We start from the raw sequence: 17584 nt of genomic DNA on the forward strand, positions 1-17584 counted from the left end.
GAAGAGAGTCCTCAATCTGACAGAAAGTGATTTTTTAGAAGTAGCTGTATTGTTTGCCGACGTATTCGGAGGTCATGCACTGCAAGACGCCGCTGTATCCCAGGGAGAAATAGACGATGTCGCCCACCTGATATCCCGATGCGGCGTGGGTGACGTCGAGGATCAGGTGATCGGAACTGGCGCCGAGCACTTTGACGCCGGGATCAAATGGCCGGAGCTGGGAGAAGGAGACGTCCTGTTCGCCGAGCGCGGCCAGCGCCCGGTGATGTACGCCAAGATCTTCGAATACCGGCTTTCTCCCCATGGCATCCAGCGCCGTGGAGTGTTGCGGAACGGAGGGCTTGTCTTTCAGCTCGATGATCTCCACGCCGAGCTTGATAGCGTCCTGGCGGGTGTCGGGGATCGGCTCGTCATTCAGGCCGAACCCCATGATCAGCGACGCGCCAAGCCGCAACTGGTTGACGCCCGTCGGCAGCCCACCGTTGATCAGCAGGAACAGGGCGGCGGAGCTGGCGCCGGAAATCGTGCGCAGTGCAATACCCAACTCGTCTTCGATCTGATGGGCGAGATCGACCAGCGCCTGTTGGTTTTCGGTGGTGGGTTCCACTCCGCCGTAGCAGGCAAGATTGGCGCCCAGTCCTTCCAGCGTCAGCCCCGGCAGTTCTTTGTGTACCAGACGCGCAAGGCGTCGTGTCTCCAGCGGATCCACGCAGCCTTCGCGCAGATCGCCCAGGTCATGCATCAGAATGACCCGGTGCGTTTTGTTCTGCGCTATGGCTGCCGCAGAGAGCGCCTGCAACGTATGTTCTTCGGAGTTCAGCGAGATATCCGCATAGGCCACGATGTCGTGCGCAAGGCTTATCTGCGGCAGACGCAGCAGCAGTTTGTCGACGGGCAGATCGGCGATTTTTTTGAGATTCTGGATGCGGGAATCTGCAATCGTGCTGATTCCTGCATCAATCATGGCTCTGGCGACATTTGCCGCTTCGCAGCTCAGCTTATTGACGCCGACAGGCTCTACCCCGTGCTGGCGACATAGCGCAATCAGTGTCCGGGTGTTGTCACGAATGACCGAAAGATTAACGAAGAGGCAGGGAAAGTCCTGATTTCGCATAATGGGTCTCCTAACGTGGGCGCGGGTCAGGAAGGCACCCGCACCCGGTGCATTCGGTCCAGTCGCTATCGTGTGAGTGAGTCGCCGAGCGTCGCCACCATCACCGCTTTGATGGTGTGCATGCGGTTTTCCGCTTCGTCGAACACGATGGAGTGTGCGGATTCGAAAACGTCTTCCGTCACTTCTAGCCCTTTCAGGCCGTAGGCGGCTTCAATTTCACGACCCACTTTGGTGTGTTCGTTATGGAAGGCGGGCAGGCAGTGCATGAACTTCACGTTGGGGTTGCCGGTGGCGTCGATGACCTTCTGGTTGATCTGGTACGGCGTCATCAGGCTGACGCGCTCAGCCCAGGCCTCTTTCGGTTCACCCATGGAGACCCAGACGTCGGTGTACAGAAAATCAACGTCATAGACGCCTTCTTCCACATCGTCCGTCAGCGTGATGCGTGCCCCGGTGGTGCTGGCGATGCTGCGGCATTGCGCAACCAGCGCTTCATCTGGCCAGAAGGATTTTGGCGCGACGAGGCGAATATCCATGCCCATCTTCGCGGCGCCGACCATCAGGGAATTGCCCATGTTGTTGCGCGCATCGCCAAGGTAGGCGAAGCTCAGTTCGGGCAGCGTTTTCCCCGGCGCGTGCTCCAGCATGGTCATCAGATCCGCGAGGATCTGCGTGGGATGGAATTCGTCGGTCAGACCGTTCCACACCGGCACTCCGGCGTATTGCCCCAGTTCCTCAACGATCTGCTGACCGAACCCGCGGTATTCGATGCCGTCGTACATCCGGCCCAGTACACGAGCGGTATCTTTCATCGACTCTTTATGACCGATCTGCGAGCCGCTTGGGCCGAGGTAAGTGACCTGCGCGCCCTGGTCGAATGCCCCAACTTCAAAGGCACAGCGGGTGCGGGTGGAGGTTTTTTCGAATATCAGCGCAATGTTTTTCCCGATCAGCGTTTGCTGTTCGCGCCCGGCTTTTTTCGCCGCTTTCAGTTCAATCGCCAGATCGATAAGGAACTGGATCTCCGCTGGCGTAAAGTCGAGAATTTTCAAAAAGTTTCTATTTTTCAGTGAAATAGCCATCAATGTATCCTTGTCAAAATGAACTGCCTGATGACGCTGCGCTTACCAGGCCTACGGACGTGAATCGGTGTAGGCCGGATAAGGCGAGGCCGCCATCCGGCAAAAAAGCCTTAAGCGTCAACATCGGCGGTTTCGCGCCGAATCAGGGTGCCTTTATCGCCGGCGAGAATGGCCGGGCCATCGGCCAGCGAACCGATGCCCGCAATGCCGTGGCAGCGGCTGACAAAGTCGGCGCAGGCGCTGACTTTTGGCCCCATCGAACCGGCGTCAAATTGCATTTCGCTTAAGCGTTCCGGCGTCACCTGTGCCAGCGGACGTTGGGTCGGTTTGCCCCAGTCGAGGTACACCGCGTCGGCGTCGGTCAGGATCAGCAGCGCGTCAGCGTGGATCTGGCTGGCGAGCAGCGCGGCGGAAAGGTCTTTGTCGATCACCGCTTCCAGGCCGTGGTAACCGTCTGCTTTCTCGACGACCGGCACACCGCCGCCACCGTTACAGATGACCAGATGATCGCGGGCGATCAGCGCCTGGATGGCGTCGCTCTCTACGATGCGTTTTGGCTGTGGTGAAGGCACCACACGGCGGAACGCTTTGCCATCCGCTTTGAAGACCCAACCTTTTTCAGCCTGCAACGCGTCGGCCTGGGCAGGGTCATAAACCGGACCGATATACTTGGTCGGGTTATGAAAGGCCGGATCGTCAGGGTCCACTTCCACCTGCGTGAGCAGGACACTGATTTCGCGCTGCGGCAGTTGGTTCTTCAGCGCCTGTTGCAGCATGTAGCCGATCATTCCCTGGCTTTCTGCCCCGAGAATGTCCAGCGGGTAGGGGGTGACGCGGTCGTAGGCGCTGTTTTGCAATGCCAGCAGGCCCACCTGCGGCCCGTTGCCGTGAACCAGCACCACCCGCCATTGCTGTGTGAGTTGGGCGATGGTTTTCGCCGCCAGGACGATGTTCTTGCGCTGGATGTTGGCTTCCAGCGGTTCGCCGCGCTTGAGCAACGCATTGCCGCCGAGGGCAACAACCAGAGTCGGTTTGTTTTGCATGGTGGGTTCCTTAAATGCCATCGCGTTCCAGTGGGCAACTCATGCAGCGTGCGCCGCCGCGTCCGCGCCCCAGTTCATCGCCAGGGATTGGCAGCACGGTGATGCCGGCTTTGTCATATTTCTCGTTGGTCCAGATGTTGCGCTCGTAGCCCACGACGACGCCGGGGCGCAGCGTGAGGACGTTGTTGGCGTCGTTCCACTGCTCACGCTCGGCTTCAAAGGCGTCGCCGCCGGTGGTAATCAGACGCACCTGATCGATGTCGAGCGCTTTCTCAATGGCGTTAATCAACGTGCGTTCTTCGGTACGTTTCAGGCCACCGCGCCCGTCTGGCGTTAAGGTCCAGCACTGCACGTCCTGGCGCACCACTTCCGGGTAGACGGAGAAGGTGTCGATATCGATGTGGGTCATGACGGTGTCGAGGTGCATACAGGAGCGGTGTTTGGGAAGCTCAACGGCAATCACCCGTTCGGCCTGACGATGGTTAAAAAGCGACTGGGCAAGGAACTCAATTCCCTGCGGCGTCGTGCGTTCAGACATGCCGATTAGCACCGCACCGCGCCCGATGACCAGCACATCGCCGCCTTCTAAGGTGGCATGGTCGTAATTGATATTCTCGTCGCCGAAATATTTAATAAAATCGCCGTCAGCAAATTGCGGATGCCAGCGATAGATGGCCCGCAGATTATTCGTTTCACGCTGGCGAGCCGGTTTGGCCATTGGGTTAATGGATACGCCGTTATATATCCAGCAGGAGGTATCGCGGGTAAATAAATGGTTTGGCAATGGCTTCATAATAAAGTCATTAATATCGTGGGTATCCACCACCATATTTTTAATTGAGGCGGGAATTTCACCGTAGGTGAGTCCGCCGCTTAAATGACGGGCCAGTTCCCGGTGCGGCATATCGGCCAGCCAGGCGCGGATGTCGGTGGCGAAAGTCGGGCCAAGTCGGTAATCCGAGATTTGCGTTTCCAGTAGCCAGCTTTTGGCATCCGCGATATCCAGAGTTTGTGTCAGTAAATCAGTCAGTAACAGAACTTCGATACCCTGCTCGCGTAACGTGTTGGCGAAAATATCATGCTCTTCACCTGCACGTTCGACGGACAGTACGTCATCAAACAGCAGCTCCTGGCAGTTAGACGGCGTGAGGCGTTTCAGGCTGAGATTAGGGCGATGCAACATCACACTGCGTAGTTGGCCGATTTCAGAACCGACATAATGTTTTTCCATTACGATACCTTTCACTCTATTTAAGGAATAAAAAGGGGGTGGCTGCGAATAATGAAAATGCTCGCAGTCATAACTGTTCCGATATTTTTCGAGAGGCATCATTGAATTATTTAGAAGTCAGGAATGTGATGAATTTCACATCCATTCGGTTATTTGTTTTTTCTTAATTAATATATGACGGAGGTCTGAGAAATAACAAAAATAAAAAGTCTTTACCTGAATTACTACGCATTTATACGTCAGATTATTCTTTTGTGTTAATTGTTTGTTGGCTAAAGCAAAGAATGATGTCAATGTAACATCATGATTTTTATAGACTAATAATAATTTACTGCATAGATATGCGTATTGTGAATTATATTATTTTCGCTATAAAGTAAATTGAGCAATAAATATGGCGATTGTCATTGATTAAGCAGTGGAAATGAATTGTGATCGACTAATGGTTTTTCTTGTAAACCATTATATAACAATAGCTTGATAGCATTGTCTATTGGGTGTGTTTACATTTTATGCATTAAAGATGCATAGATCGCTGTTTAGCGTTAACAGACAGTCAACAACTTCAGCGATAAACATGCGCTGACGCAAAACTTTGCATGATAGCGATGGCACGCTCGGGTTTTTTTCCGTATAACAACTAAAATTGAAACGCTGTTTTGAATGAGGGGTATGAGATGATCGTTGGTAATATTCACCATCTGCAATCCTGGCTTCCTGAAGAACTCCGCCAGGCGATTGAGTACATTAAGGCAAACGTCACCGAGGCGACGGAGAAGGGGAAACATGAGATTGACGGTAGCCGTCTGTTCTACCTGATTTCTGAAGATATGACCGAACCGTTCGAGAAGCGTCGTGCGGAGTATCACGCGCGCTATCTGGATATTCAGATCGTGCTGAAAGGGCAGGAAGGAATGACCTTCAGCGTACTGCCTGCCGGTAAACCGGATACCGACTGGCTGGCTGATAAAGACATCGCCTTTTTAGCGGAAGGGGAGCAGGAGAAAACATTGATCCTGAATGAAGGTGACTTTGTCGTCTTTTATCCGCAAGAAGTGCACAAACCGCTGTGCGCCGTCGGCACGCCTGCGCCGGTGCGTAAAGCGGTGGTTAAACTGCTGGTGGCTTAAACAGAAAGGCAGGCATTGCTCAGCCGCTCCGTGAATCGGAGCGGCTGTCCTTTTTATGATTTATCCTGCATTCGTCCGTAACGATCCTTGCGTCTGCGCATGCGGTAAAAATAATAAACTGCATTTATCTTCATTCAGATGTTAACCGAACGGTAAAAACGGTTTATTTCAGGCATTAATAGTGCACCGCGATCACATTATTTACTTATATATTTAAATATATAACGGTGGCTTGATTTTAGTTAGTCGTTATATATTTAATTTCATATCGCTATCGCCATAACTTCAGTCACAACATACCGTTAGCTGTAACCTTTCCTGTTAACTTTCAAAAACTCGATCAAAAGCACGTTTAACTCTTTCTGGTTAATAACACTTTTGTGTTACATCAATTCTTGTTGAAAAATCATCCAGCAAAATACATTACACAAAATTAAATATTAACTTTTGAATTAATTTCAGGGCAAGGTATGAATAAAAAATGTTAACACCAAGCTGTAATGTCCCCTTTGGGGCTGCGGATGTTTTCCTGGACTGTTATGTTGTGATCCCAAGATGCTGCCGGTACTTCACAGGACTCATTGCACCTAATGATAGCTTGATACGTTTCTCGTTATACCAGCGTATGTACCTGTCCAGGAAGCAGATAAATTTTTCCAGCGTGATACCCGCCCAGTCTCTGCCATAGAACATTTCGTTTTTGATACGCCCGAAGAAGCCTTCACACGCAGCATTATCCGACGAGCATCCTTTGCGCGACATGGACCTTATAAGTCCGGAGGTGTTGATACGCTCGAGCCAGCCCGGCCACCGGTAATGGCCACCACGATCGCTGTGTATCACCGGTTTATCATGTTCGTTGAGCGTATCGAGTGCGTCATCGAGCATCGTATTCACCAGCGTCGCGTCCGGGCGTGTTCCTATCGACCAGCTTACAACCTGGCCATCAAAGCAGTCGATAACCGGCGACAGATAGACTTTTCCAGCCGGAAGCTGGAACTCCGTAATATCGGTCAGCCACTTCTCATTTGGCCTGCAGGAACTAAAATCCCGGGCGAGTAAATTTTCCGGTGCCGGACCGATTTCGCCACAGTAAGAGTTATATCGTCGTCGCCTGGTGCGCTTAACAACGAGCTGCTCTTCTGCCATCAGTCTGCGGACAACCTTTTCAGAAATAACCCTGTTGTTACTGCGAAGCATCGCGTGAAGGCGCCGGTAGCCGTAACAGCGGTAATTCTCCTCAAAGATATCGGCCATGATCACGCGTATTTCCGCATACTTATCGTACAGACGTTTGCTGGCTTTGTGGTAAAAATAACAGCTGCGGGCAAGTTGCAGAACGCTTAGCAACTCAGCAACGGGGTACTTTTTCTTAAGGGCATCAACTATCAGGGTTTTCTCCCTGTTTTTCAGTTTCAGAAAGCTGATGCCCAGATCTTTTTTTATCAGTTCATTCGCCTTTGTCAGTATGTCACGTTCGAGCTGCAGCTGATGAACCTGCTTCCTGAGATGCTGGATTTCACCGAGTAAAGCATCCTGATTTTTATCCTGAGGGGCTGCCTTTCGTTTGCGCATGGATTGATAAGCCTCGTCACTGATAAGGTCTTTCTTCCATTTGTACAGGACCGGGACGCTGACGCCTATGCTTTGTGCAACTTTACGCGCGGTTCCACGTCGGTTACAGAGCTCCCGGACGGCCTGAGACCTCTCTTGCGGGCTGAAGCATTTGCTTGTGCCTGAGCGAATGACCAGGGGACGCGCATTTGGGTAAAACTCTTCAATCCAGCGCTTTAGAATTTCGTTACTGGGGTAGCCGATGGCTCGGCGAGTGTACGACAGGCAACCACCGTGAGTAAGATAATGCTCAACAGCAGCAATTTTCTGTGTACGTGAATAGCGTTCTCTTGGTTTTAATTCCCTGGGTAAATCGCCCTTCTCTTCATAAATCCGAACCCAACGGCCCAGCTGTTTTGTGGAAGGATATCCCAGCTCCATGACGACAACGGAGGCTTTCTTTCCGTACCGGTAATAGAGTTCGACGGCCCGAATCCGGTCCTCGTATGAATGCATAAATTAACTCCTGAAGGTCCAGGAATTTGTCCGCACTTCCTTTGAACCATTCTAAAATGTCCCCAGACAATTCTCTGGGGGATTTTTCATGATCAAAGAGACTGTTACGATGAGTCATAAGGAACTCGACCGACTTCACATTATTCAGGAGTCACTTAATCGCCATATTACTCAGGAACAAGCTGCGGCACGCATTGGCATTTCTATTCGGCAGGTTAAACGTCTGGTGCAACGGTATAGAAATGAAGGGCCTTCTGGTCTAGTTTCCCGCCGACGTGGAAAGCGTCCCAATAATTCCTTTTCTACCGAATTCAGAGCAACAGTAATTTCACTCCTCAAAGGCCGCTACGCTGATTTTGGACCTACGCTTGCGTGCGAAAAATTGCGCGAGATACACGGCTTGTGTTTATCCATTGAAACTCTCAGGAAGTGGATGGTAGAGGAGGGCATATGGCGCGAACGTCGTCGTAAGTTTGCCCGAATTTATCAGCGCCGGATGCGGCGCCCATCCTACGGTGAACTCATCCAGATTGATGGCTCGCCTCATGACTGGTTTGAAGGTCGGGGCCCCAAATGCACACTGATAGTCTTTATCGATGATGCTACCAGCGCTCTGATGGCGCTACGATTCGCTCCTGCAGAAACAACCCGGGCTTACATGGAAACCCTCCGGGGTTACCTTAATGATCATGGCGTACCACTGGCTCTCTATTCTGACAGACACAGTATATTCAGAGTAAATAACCCGGAGCGGGAAGGAGAGTTGACTCAGTTCACACGTGCGATAAAGACACTGGGCATCGAGCCAATCCATGCCAACAGCCCGCAGGCAAAAGGGCGGGTAGAGCGTGCCAATCAGACACTGCAGGACAGGCTGGTCAAAGAAATGCGGCTTCAGGGTATCAGTGATATTGAAACAGCAAACGCATGGTTGCCGACCTTTATTGAAGCCTATAACAACCGGTTTGCTACGCCGCCTCGTATTGCTGATAACGCCCATCTTGATGTACACCATTCTGAAGAGGAACTGGGTTATATCTTCAGCCTCCAGGCGAAGCGCGTTCTCTCCAAAAATCTCACTTTCCAGTACAAAAGCAGTGCGTTTCAGATTCGCAGTGAAGGCCGGGGATATCGACTTCGGCATTCGGTTGTCACGGTATGCGAAAGCTTTAACGGTGAAATTAAGGTTCTGTATGATGGGAAAGCGTTGGGATGGGAAAAATATGTTGATGGCCCGGAGCCTATACCACTGGATGATGAAAAAAGTGTCCATGAACGTGTGGATAATGCCCGTTTTGATTTACGCTCAAAATTCTACGTAAAACCTAAAGCTGACCATCCTTGGCTCACGCGCCGCACGCAAAGTAATCAGCAAGTGAAGCCCCCTAAATTACCCAGAAAGAAGGCTGATCCCGATAAAATGGACTGAAACCAGGCGTTATTCAGTTGAGTGCATATCCAGTCATAGGATAGATTCTTACGTAGCGTTTCTGGCGTGCATTTTCGGGTGGTTTGTTACTGTTTTTAACGGGGACACGTCAGAAACGCGCTCAGGCCGTCTGAGCGGTACGCGTAATGCGGCGTTATGGTAAATAGCCTATGCTAATGTCCGCTAAGAGCGAGAAGCGGACATTGCAGACTGCCCAGTAGAAAAAGTGCTATCAGAATTATCTAAAGGAAGATCGTATTTACCATGTCTCATTCTAACTGTTTAATAAATTACAAAAATTAAAATTTCCATTTAATATCATCGCGTTAAGCAAGAGAATTAAACCTCTCATTTAATTTATGATTCTTATTTAATTCATGAGTTGGTGTAAAAATAGGTTGCCGCACTATAGAAAGACACATATTTAAACCCAGCAGGAAATCATATTTGAAAGTAATGTGTTTAAGGGGCTGCGTAACAAGAACAGCAAGTAAACACATAGTAATAACAGTTACCATTCCCATTTCGCAAGTGGCCATATCAGAGGTGAACTAATGCCTGCTGCAATTTTAAGAATTAAGGTTATCCTAATAATTCTTTTGTATGATTAAGATCATCGATAAATTTACTAAGGACTCATTAATGAAATTGCGACTCTGGAATCTATTACCCCATGATTACGCTCCTTTTTTTCGTATTCTTCACATCATTGTGGCATTTCTAATATTATCACAAATTATTAACTCTAATCTGACAGAGACCGAAGCAATTGGTGAACATAGTCTTGAAGGAGTTATAACCTGGATGCACATTATTTCAGGGTTAGGACTGATTATTTGTGGTTTTATTATGTTAAGTTGGATGCTTACTCAAAGAGGTTTTACTTATTATTTTTCATGGGTAGGGCTTGACTTTAGTGGTATTAAGCAAGATATAAAAACGTTGACTAGTTTCCGACTGCCCGATGCACATTCGGGAGGTATTGCCAGTACAATCCAAGGATTTGGAGTTCTAGCATTGCTAATTGTAGCACTTTCAGGTGGCCTATGGTTCTTGTTGAATACCATGCAGTCAAATCTGGCTGAAACAGTAATCCACTGGCATAAGTTCTTTACTACTTTCATTGAGGTCTATTTTTATGCACATGGTGCAATGGGAGTTTTGCATATTTTAATTGAAAAATATAAAAGCCGCTCAGTTAACCTAAGTGACTAATCTGTTGTGAGATAATATTACTTCAAGTTGAAGAAAACCCTAAAAATAAAATTTAGTTTACTAGAAGATGAAACAGCACTTGCAGAGACTTTTTAATTAAATTTAATAAAAACGAAAAAATATTCATGGCGAAATGATTGTTTAATTATCTATCATGGATAGAAATGTGAGTTAGTCGTCCTATTTTAGGAAGTTAATAATGACTAAAACAAAAGGGTTACCTCGTCCGCTGACGCACTACGCTTGGCTTTCCATTGCCACGGCTATTGCCACTATCGGACTCAAAGGTGTGGCGTGGAAAATGACCGGTTCGGTCGGTCTGCTATCTGATGCCATCGAATCCGTAGTTAACCTCGCAGGAGCCCTAATGGCGCTCTGGATGCTGACCTTGGCTGCGCTTCCGGCCGATGAGAACCATGCATATGGGCACGGCAAAGCCGAATATTTCTCGAGTGCTTTCGAAGGATTTCTGATCCTATTGGCGGCAGCCAGTATCGCCTATACCGCAGTTGAGCGGATGTTAACTCCACAGCCGCTTGAGGAGATTGGTCTCGGATTACTGGTTTCAACAGTCGCATCAATCCTTAATTTTGTGACGGCTCGCATTTTGTTAAGGGCTGGCAGGCAGCACAACTCTATCACTCTTGAGGCAGATGCTCATCACCTGCTGACCGATGTCTGGACGTCGGTCGGTGTCATTTTTGGTGTCGGACTGGTTTATCTGACCGGCTGGTTTTGGGTCGATCCGATCGTTGCATTGCTGGTCGCAGCCAACATCGTTTGGACTGGTTATCAGCTTATGAGTCGTTCAGCTGCAGGTCTGATGGACGTATCGCTACCCACGGAAGAACTCAAAAAAATCGAGTCACTGCTGGCAGGATATCGTGAACAGGGGCTTGATTTCCATGCACTACGTACACGCCAGGCTGGCGGGCGGGCGTTTATGACAATGCACATCCTAGTTCCTGGGCGATGGACTGTTCAATATGGGCACGACTGGGCCGAGCGTATAGAGAATGATATCCGCACCGCACTGCCTTTTATCCATATCACCACTCATGTGGAACCGTTGGAAGATCCCGCGTCAATGAACGACCAAACGCTCGACATTTCTGATCACTAAACTAACCACATGTCGCTGGTCGGGCAGGGTAACAAACCTCGCTCTACAAAAATTTCAGGTATTCTCTATAATTCTGAGGGTACTTGATGTGACCTGCGCCCAATTGTTGGGCACGCAATATTTTTAAAAAGTCCGCTTCTGGCACAAAGCGGACAGTGATCACCGTTCTTACGACTACTTTCTGACTTACTTCGTGACTTGCCCTAAGCATGTTGTAGTGCGATACTTGTAATGACATTTGTAATTACAAGGGGTGTAAGACATGGGTAGCATTAACCTACGTATTGACGATGAACTTAAAGCGCGTTCTTACGCCGCGCTTGAAAAAATGGGCGTAACTCCTTCTGAAGCGCTTCGTCTCATGCTCGAGTATATCGCTGACAATGAACGCTTGCCGTTCAAACAGACACTCCTGAGTGATGAAGATGCTGAACTTGTGGAGATAGTGAAAGAACGACTTCGTAATCCTAAGCCAGTACGTGTGACGCTGGATGAACTCTGATGGCGTATTTTCTGGATTTTGACGAGCGGGCACTAAAGGAATGGCGAAAGCTGGGCTCGACGGTACGTGAACAGTTGAAAAAGAAGCTGGTTGAAGTACTTGAGTCACCCCGGATTGAAGCAAACAAGCTCCGTGGTATGCCTGATTGTTACAAGATTAAGCTCCGGTCTTCAGGCTATCGCCTTGTATACCAGGTTATAGACGAGAAAGTTGTCGTTTTCGTGATTTCTGTTGGGAAAAGAGAACGCTCGGAAGTATATAGCGAGGCGGTCAAACGCATTCTCTGAACCAAAGCATGACATCTCTGTTTCGCACCGATGGTGACACTTCTGCTTTGCGTTGACAGGTATGAATAAAAAATGGAAGTGGATAGCGGGTCTTGTATTCGTGGGCATTCTGCTGGGGGGAGCACTCGTGCTGTCATCTATGTGGATGATGCATAAAACGTCAGACACCTCGTTTTGTCTCTCCTGCCACACAATGCAAGCACCCTATGAAGAGTACCAGGGATCTGCGCACTTTATGAACCAAAAAGGTATCCGTGCGGAGTGCCGTGATTGCCACATTCCGCAATCGGGTATGGATTACCTGATCACCAAAGTTCGGGCCAGTAAGGATATCTGGCATGAGTTTGTCACCGGCAAAATTGATACACCGGAAAAATATGAGGCGCATCGCCTTGAGATGGCGGAGACCGTCTGGGAGCAGATGAAAGCTAACGATTCGGCGACCTGCCGCTCGTGCCATCAGTTTGACGCCATGGATCTTCAAAAGCAGAGTGCCGATGCACAGAAAATGCATGCGCTGGGTATTAAAGAAAAACAAACCTGTATTGATTGCCATAAAGGTATCGCGCACTTCCCGCCTGAAATCACCATTGACACCAAAGCGCATGATGCGCTGATGGAAAACGCACGCCAGACGCCGGTTGATGCGAAAGAAGTGTACCCCGTCGCGCCTGCCGCACTGGGTAACCTGGGCACAGTTTATCCGGCCACCAAACTGAACGTGGTGGGACATTCCGGCGATGCGCGGGAAGTGGAGATTATCGGTAGCCAAATGCAAGGCGCTGAACAGGTGATTTACTTCGCGGCGGGTCAGCGTTTGGTCCTTGCCACACTTACCGACGAAGGTCAAAAAGCGCTCAAAATCTCCAGCGACTGGGAAAAGGATCCCTACGGAAACGCATGGCGCAATGTGTCTCTACGCGCACCTCTGGCTGAACCCGCACTGAGTAAACCCGACGTGATCTGGGATTACGCCAAAACTCTCGACAAAACGTATTGTTCCGGATGTCATGCGCCGATTTCCTCCGAACATTACACCTTAAATGCCTGGCCTTCCGTAGCAAAAGGGATGGGCGCGAGAACGGATATTAGCGCCGAGGATTTAGACATCCTGACTCGCTGGTTCCAGTATCACGCCAAAGATTTTACCTCTAAGGAATAACTAACAATTACGATTAAAGGAAAACCTATGAACCTTACACGACGTAACTTTATTAAGTATGCTGGCGGTTCCGCTGGCGCGATGATGATTACCTCGGCAATCCCGATGCCAGCGTGGGCAGCAGACGCGCCGGGTAATGCCATCCTGACCGCAGGACGTTGGGGGGCGATGTACATCGACGTTAAAGACGGCAAAATTGTGTCGTCGCGCGGTGCGCTGGCGAAAACGATTCCCAACGATCTGCAAACTACCGCACCCGATCAGGCGCATACCCCGTGCCGTATTCAATCTCCGATGGTGCGTAAAGGCTTCCTCAATGCGCCGGGCAAACCGGATGGCAATCGTGGTAAAGACGAATTCGTCAAAGTGTCATGGGAAGACGCTCTGAAGCTCATCCACGAGCAGCACGCCCGTATCCGTGCCGAGCATGGCCCATCTTCCATTTTTGCGGGATCTTATGGCTGGCGCTCCAGTGGTGTGCTGCATAAAGCGCAGACGCTGCTGCAGCGTTACATGAGCATGGCGGGCGGCTATACCGGACATACCGGCGACTACTCCACTGGCGCGGCGCAGGTGATCATGCCGCACGTCGTCGGCTCGGTAGAAGTTTACGAACAGCAAACGGCATGGCCGCTGATCCTCGAACATAGTCAGGTGGTAGTCCTGTGGGGTCTTAACCCACTGAACACCCTGAAAATTGCCTGGACCAGTACGGATGAGCAAGGCCTCGAGTACTTCAATAAACTGAAAGCGTCCGGCAAAACTGTGATCGCCATCGATCCGCAACGCTCAGAAACTATCGATTTCTTCGGTGATAAAGCACAGTGGATTGCGCCGAATATGGGTACCGACGTGGCGCTGATGTTAGGTATTGCGTCCGCGCTGGTAGAAAAAGGACTGCATGACAAAGCCTTCCTCGATAAATACACCACTGGCTATGGCGAATTCGAAGCGTATCTGACGGGTAAAAACGACAACACGCCGAAAAATCCGGCCTGGGCCGAGAAAATTTGCGGCGTTCCGGCGAAGCAAATGGAAATTCTGGCGGAAATCTTTGCCAAGAATAAAACCATGCTGATGGCAGGCTGGGGCATTCAGCGTCAGCAGTATGGTGAACAGCGCCACTGGATGCTGGTTACCCTGGCGGCGATGCTCGGCCAGATTGGTACCGAGGGCGGCGGTTTTGGTTTCTCTTACCATTACTCTAACGGCGGCAACCCAACTCGCAGTGGCGGAGTGCTGTCGGCCATTTCAGCGACAATCGCAGGCGGCTCGTCTGCTGGCAACGACTGGGCAACCTCCGATGCGGTTGAAGCGTTCCCGGTTGCGCGTATTGTTGAAGCCCTGGAAAACCCCGGCGGAAAATATCAACATAACGGTAAGGAGCAAACCTTTCCCGATCTGCGCATGATCTGGTGGGCAGGCGGTGGCAACTTCACTCATCATCAGGATACCAACCGCCTGGTAAAAGCCTGGCAAAAACCGGAACTGGTGGTGATCTCCGAGTGCTACTGGACGGCTGCCGCCAAGCACGCGGATATTGTTCTGCCAATCACCACATCGTTTGAACGTAACGATCTGACCATGACCGGCGACTACAGCAACCAGCATCTGGTGCCGATGAAACAAGCCATCCCGCCACAGTTCGAAGCACGCAATGATTTTGACGTGTTCGCGGATATGGCTGAGCTGCTGAAACCAGGCGGTAAAGCCGTTTATACCGAAGGCAAGAGCGAAATGGACTGGCTGCGCGAGTTCTACGACGTGGCACAGAAAGGCGCGCGTCAGCAGCGCGTCAATATGCCGCAGTTCACCGCCTTCTGGGAAGCGAACAAGCTGATCGAAATGCGTAAGAACCCGAAAGAAGAAGTTTTCGTGCGCTATGCCGATTTCCGCAAGGACCCGGTGATGAACCCGCTGGGTACGCCGAGCGGTAAAATCGAGATTTACTCGAAAACCATCGAAGGCTTCAACTATAAAGATTGCCCTGCGCATCCGACCTGGCTGGAACCAGACGAATGGGCTGGCAACGCTAAAGAGGGTGAACTGCAGCTGCTGACCGCGCACCCGGCGCACCGTTTACACAGTCAGCTTAACTATGCGTCGCTACGCAAACAGTATGCGGTGGCCAACCGCGAGCCGTTATACATCCATCCAGAAGATGCGAAAAAACGTGGCATTGCCGACGGCGATTTGGTGCGTGTCTGGAACACGCGTGGCCAGGTGTTAACCGGCGCGAAGGTTACTGATGGCATCAAGCAAGGTGTGGTATGTATCCATGAAGGCGCATGGCCGGATCTGGATTACGCAGGTACCGGGATCTGTAAAAACGGTGGAGCTAACGTGCTTACCAAAGACATCCCGACCTCGCGTCTGGCGAATGGCTGCGCGGGCAACACTGCGCTGGTGATGGCGGAGAAATACACCGGACCGGAGCTGGAACTTACCGCGTTTACGCCGCCAATGGGCGCATAATTCACGGTTGTAATACTGGGCGAAAATGGTGATTTTCGCCTCAGACTGGTGATGAACCCCACAGTGTTATGTGGGGTTTTTCTTTGCGAACAATATTACTGCGCCAGCGTCGCCACCATCACTGCTTTAATGGTGTGCATCCGGTTTTCAGCCTGGTCAAACACAATACTGGCCGGGGATTCAAACACCTCATCGGTGACTTCCATTCCGCCGTGCAGACCAAATTCCTCCGCCATTTTTTTACCGAGCGTGGTCTGATCGTCATGAAATGCGGGCAGACAGTGCAGAAACTTCACCTGCGGATTCCCGGAAAGCGCCATCATCTGGTTGTTGACCTGATAGTCGCGCAGCATGGCGATACGTTCCGCCCACATCTCTTTCGGTTCGCCCATCGACACCCAGACATCGGTGTAGATAAAGTCCGCCCCTTTCACGCCCGCCGCGATATCTTCGGTAAGCGTAATGTTACCGCCATTTTTCTTCGCCATTGCGCTGCATTCTGCGACCAGCGACGCTTCCGGCCAGCAGCTTTTGGGGGCCACCAGACGCAGGTCCAGCCCGGTGAGCGCGGCGGCTTCCAGCATTGAGTTACCCATGTTATTGCGCGCATCGCCCGCGTAAACCAGCGTCATCTCGTTAAACGCTTTACCTGGTAGATGTTCCTGCATCGTCAGCAGGTCAGCCAGTAATTGCGTAGGATGGAACTCGTTGGTCAACCCATTCCATACCGGTACACCGGCATATTCGGCCAGCGTTTCGACTACTTCCTGACCGTAACCGCGATACTGAATGCCGTCATACATCCGGCCCAGCACGCGAGCGGTGTCTTTAATTGACTCTTTATGTCCAATCTGGCTGCCGCTGGAACCGAGATAAGTGACGCGAGCCCCCTGGTCGTAAGCGGCAACTTCGAAAGAGCATCGTGTACGGGTCGAGTCTTTTTCGAAGATGAGCGCGATGTTTTTGCCAGTAAGCTTTTGTTCTTCTTTGCCATTTTTCTTATCAGCTTTTAGTTTTGCGGCAAGTTGGACGAGTGCGGTGAGTTCAGCAGGGGTGAAATCGAGTAACTTTAAAAAATGCTTCTGATAAAAACCTGACATAGTTCCCTCCTATGGCGAATGCCATCTATTGAATTAAAATTCAATTTATATGGATGATTATGCATTTGCAACCCCGTTTCACAAATCTTTTCTGGAAAGGTGGAGGCAATGGCGGCGGTATGTGACAATAAGAGTATCGGCAGGACATTATGAGGAACGAGCCATGGCAAACCCGGAACTACTGGAAGAGCAGCGTGAAGAAACGCGCCTGATTATTGAAGAATTACTGGATGATGGTAGCGACCCGGACGCGCTGTACACCATCGAACACCACCTTTCCGCAGACGATTTCGAAACCCTGGAAAAAGCGGCGGTAGAAGCGTTTAAACTCGGCTACGAAGTCACTGAGCCAGAAGAGCTGGAAGTCGAAGAAGGCGACACTGTGATTTGCTGCGATATCCTCAGTGAATGTGCGCTGAAAGCTGACCTTATCGACGCGCAGGTTGAACAGTTGATGAACCTGGCCGAGAAATATGACGTCGAATACGATGGCTGGGGCACCTACTTTGAAGATCCGAACGGTGAAGACGGTGAAGAGGGCGACGACGAAGACTACGTCGACGAAGATGACGACGGCGTGCGTCACTAAGATTACCAGGCGTTAAAAAGTACGGCAGCGCC

Annotated in this window: 16 protein-coding genes and 1 pseudogene; 9 read left to right on the forward strand and 8 right to left on the reverse strand. The window is 50.5% G+C overall.

The window, feature by feature from the left end:
• Nucleotides 1-34: 34 nt before the first annotated feature.
• From C2U53_RS13080 to arcA, 4 genes are all read right to left on the reverse strand, one after another.
• Complete coding sequence (locus C2U53_RS13080; RefSeq protein ID WP_042999242.1) at nt 35-1114, reverse strand: alanine/ornithine racemase family PLP-dependent enzyme; 1080 nt, start codon at nt 1112-1114, stop codon at nt 35-37.
• Between the two features lie 65 nt (nt 1115-1179).
• Nucleotides 1180-2196, reverse strand: coding sequence for an ornithine carbamoyltransferase (gene argF / locus C2U53_RS13085; protein WP_042999243.1), 1017 nt, complete (start codon nt 2194-2196; stop codon nt 1180-1182).
• A gap of 110 nt (nt 2197-2306) precedes the next feature.
• Nucleotides 2307-3239: a carbamate kinase gene (arcC, locus tag C2U53_RS13090; protein ID WP_042999244.1), complete on the reverse strand. Its 933-nt coding sequence runs from the start codon at nt 3237-3239 to the stop codon at nt 2307-2309.
• Between the two features lie 10 nt (nt 3240-3249).
• A complete protein-coding gene (gene arcA / locus C2U53_RS13095) occupies nt 3250-4470 on the reverse strand; it encodes an arginine deiminase (RefSeq protein ID WP_042999245.1) in 1221 nt (406 codons plus the stop codon).
• 677 nt (nt 4471-5147) lie between these two features.
• On the opposite strand from arcA, the gene C2U53_RS13100 reads away from it, so the two are divergent.
• The gene (locus tag C2U53_RS13100; RefSeq protein ID WP_042999246.1) at nt 5148-5600 is read left to right on the forward strand and encodes a YhcH/YjgK/YiaL family protein; all 453 of its coding nucleotides are present in this window, start codon (nt 5148-5150) and stop codon (nt 5598-5600) included.
• 537 nt (nt 5601-6137) lie between these two features.
• Here C2U53_RS13100 and C2U53_RS13105 read toward each other — a convergent pair.
• On the reverse strand, nt 6138-7670 hold the full coding sequence (locus tag C2U53_RS13105) for an IS3-like element ISKpn38 family transposase (RefSeq protein ID WP_009310015.1): 1533 nt from the start codon (nt 7668-7670) through the stop codon (nt 6138-6140).
• 88 nt (nt 7671-7758) lie between these two features.
• On the opposite strand from C2U53_RS13105, the gene C2U53_RS13110 reads away from it, so the two are divergent.
• From C2U53_RS13110 to C2U53_RS13120, 3 genes are all read left to right on the forward strand, one after another.
• Nucleotides 7759-9099 (forward strand): ISNCY family transposase, encoded by a 1341-nt coding sequence (locus tag C2U53_RS13110; RefSeq protein WP_000589001.1) that lies wholly within the window; start codon nt 7759-7761, stop codon nt 9097-9099.
• A gap of 642 nt (nt 9100-9741) precedes the next feature.
• Nucleotides 9742-10314 carry a cytochrome b/b6 domain-containing protein gene (locus tag C2U53_RS13115; protein WP_001515348.1) on the forward strand — a complete coding sequence of 191 codons (573 nt, stop codon included), beginning with the start codon at nt 9742-9744 and terminating at the stop codon, nt 10312-10314.
• 199 nt (nt 10315-10513) lie between these two features.
• Nucleotides 10514-11437: a cation diffusion facilitator family transporter gene (locus C2U53_RS13120; RefSeq protein WP_000167917.1), complete on the forward strand. Its 924-nt coding sequence runs from the start codon at nt 10514-10516 to the stop codon at nt 11435-11437.
• Nucleotides 11438-11558: 121 nt separating this feature from the next.
• Here the strand turns inward: C2U53_RS13120 and C2U53_RS30305 are convergent.
• Nucleotides 11559-11675 (reverse strand): annotated as a pseudogene (locus C2U53_RS30305) (hypothetical protein); the annotation flags it as partial.
• Nucleotides 11676-11699: 24 nt separating this feature from the next.
• On the opposite strand from C2U53_RS30305, the gene relB reads away from it, so the two are divergent.
• From relB to C2U53_RS13145, 4 genes are all read left to right on the forward strand, one after another.
• A complete protein-coding gene (relB, locus tag C2U53_RS13130) occupies nt 11700-11939 on the forward strand; it encodes a type II toxin-antitoxin system antitoxin RelB (protein WP_000534858.1) in 240 nt (79 codons plus the stop codon).
• Nucleotides 11939-12226, forward strand: a complete 288-nt coding sequence (gene relE / locus C2U53_RS13135) for a type II toxin-antitoxin system mRNA interferase RelE (RefSeq protein ID WP_000323025.1) — start codon at nt 11939-11941, stop codon at nt 12224-12226. The genes relB and relE overlap by 1 nt, the downstream gene beginning before the upstream one ends.
• A gap of 61 nt (nt 12227-12287) precedes the next feature.
• Nucleotides 12288-13388, forward strand: a complete 1101-nt coding sequence (locus tag C2U53_RS13140; RefSeq protein WP_042999247.1) for a NapC/NirT family cytochrome c — start codon at nt 12288-12290, stop codon at nt 13386-13388.
• Nucleotides 13389-13415: 27 nt separating this feature from the next.
• Nucleotides 13416-15863, forward strand: a complete 2448-nt coding sequence (locus C2U53_RS13145) for a molybdopterin guanine dinucleotide-containing S/N-oxide reductase (protein ID WP_046401402.1) — start codon at nt 13416-13418, stop codon at nt 15861-15863.
• A 95-nt stretch (nt 15864-15958) separates the two neighbouring features.
• Here the strand turns inward: C2U53_RS13145 and argF (C2U53_RS13150) are convergent, their stop codons facing one another.
• Together argF (C2U53_RS13150) and C2U53_RS30740 are read right to left on the reverse strand one after the other, a co-directional pair.
• Nucleotides 15959-16963, reverse strand: coding sequence for an ornithine carbamoyltransferase (gene argF / locus C2U53_RS13150; RefSeq protein ID WP_042999248.1), 1005 nt, complete (start codon nt 16961-16963; stop codon nt 15959-15961).
• Entirely contained in the window at nt 16933-17028 is a 96-nt protein-coding gene (locus C2U53_RS30740) for a hypothetical protein (RefSeq protein ID WP_371192323.1), read from the reverse strand. The genes argF (C2U53_RS13150) and C2U53_RS30740 overlap by 31 nt, the downstream gene beginning before the upstream one ends.
• Before the next feature lie 98 nt (nt 17029-17126).
• Between C2U53_RS30740 and rraB the strand changes: the two genes are divergently transcribed.
• On the forward strand, nt 17127-17552 hold the full coding sequence (rraB, locus tag C2U53_RS13155; RefSeq protein WP_042999249.1) for a ribonuclease E inhibitor RraB: 426 nt from the start codon (nt 17127-17129) through the stop codon (nt 17550-17552).
• Nucleotides 17553-17584: the final 32 nt, after the last annotated feature.

This window comes from Citrobacter sp. CFNIH10 (assembly GCF_002934585.1).
In the GTDB taxonomy this organism is placed as follows: domain Bacteria; phylum Pseudomonadota; class Gammaproteobacteria; order Enterobacterales; family Enterobacteriaceae; genus Citrobacter_A; species Citrobacter_A amalonaticus.

Excerpts from the sequence above, each read along its gene's own strand:
- C2U53_RS13105 (WP_009310015.1), bottom strand. The coding sequence starts at position 7,670 with ATGCATTCATACGAGGACCGGATTCGGGCCGTCGAACTCTATTACCGG.
- C2U53_RS13140 (WP_042999247.1), top strand. The coding sequence starts at position 12,288 with ATGAATAAAAAATGGAAGTGGATAGCGGGTCTTGTATTCGTGGGCATT.
- C2U53_RS13115 (WP_001515348.1), top strand. The coding sequence starts at position 9,742 with ATGAAATTGCGACTCTGGAATCTATTACCCCATGATTACGCTCCTTTT.
- argF (WP_042999243.1), bottom strand. The coding sequence starts at position 2,196 with ATGGCTATTTCACTGAAAAATAGAAACTTTTTGAAAATTCTCGACTTT.
- C2U53_RS13080 (WP_042999242.1), bottom strand. The coding sequence starts at position 1,114 with ATGCGAAATCAGGACTTTCCCTGCCTCTTCGTTAATCTTTCGGTCATT.
- arcC (WP_042999244.1), bottom strand. The coding sequence starts at position 3,239 with ATGCAAAACAAACCGACTCTGGTTGTTGCCCTCGGCGGCAATGCGTTG.
- relB (WP_000534858.1), top strand. The coding sequence starts at position 11,700 with ATGGGTAGCATTAACCTACGTATTGACGATGAACTTAAAGCGCGTTCT.
- rraB (WP_042999249.1), top strand. The coding sequence starts at position 17,127 with ATGGCAAACCCGGAACTACTGGAAGAGCAGCGTGAAGAAACGCGCCTG.
- C2U53_RS13120 (WP_000167917.1), top strand. The coding sequence starts at position 10,514 with ATGACTAAAACAAAAGGGTTACCTCGTCCGCTGACGCACTACGCTTGG.
- C2U53_RS13100 (WP_042999246.1), top strand. The coding sequence starts at position 5,148 with ATGATCGTTGGTAATATTCACCATCTGCAATCCTGGCTTCCTGAAGAA.
- C2U53_RS13145 (WP_046401402.1), top strand. The coding sequence starts at position 13,416 with ATGAACCTTACACGACGTAACTTTATTAAGTATGCTGGCGGTTCCGCT.
- C2U53_RS30740 (WP_371192323.1), bottom strand. The coding sequence starts at position 17,028 with ATGCATAATCATCCATATAAATTGAATTTTAATTCAATAGATGGCATT.
- C2U53_RS13110 (WP_000589001.1), top strand. The coding sequence starts at position 7,759 with ATGATCAAAGAGACTGTTACGATGAGTCATAAGGAACTCGACCGACTT.
- argF (WP_042999248.1), bottom strand. The coding sequence starts at position 16,963 with ATGTCAGGTTTTTATCAGAAGCATTTTTTAAAGTTACTCGATTTCACC.
- relE (WP_000323025.1), top strand. The coding sequence starts at position 11,939 with ATGGCGTATTTTCTGGATTTTGACGAGCGGGCACTAAAGGAATGGCGA.
- arcA (WP_042999245.1), bottom strand. The coding sequence starts at position 4,470 with ATGGAAAAACATTATGTCGGTTCTGAAATCGGCCAACTACGCAGTGTG.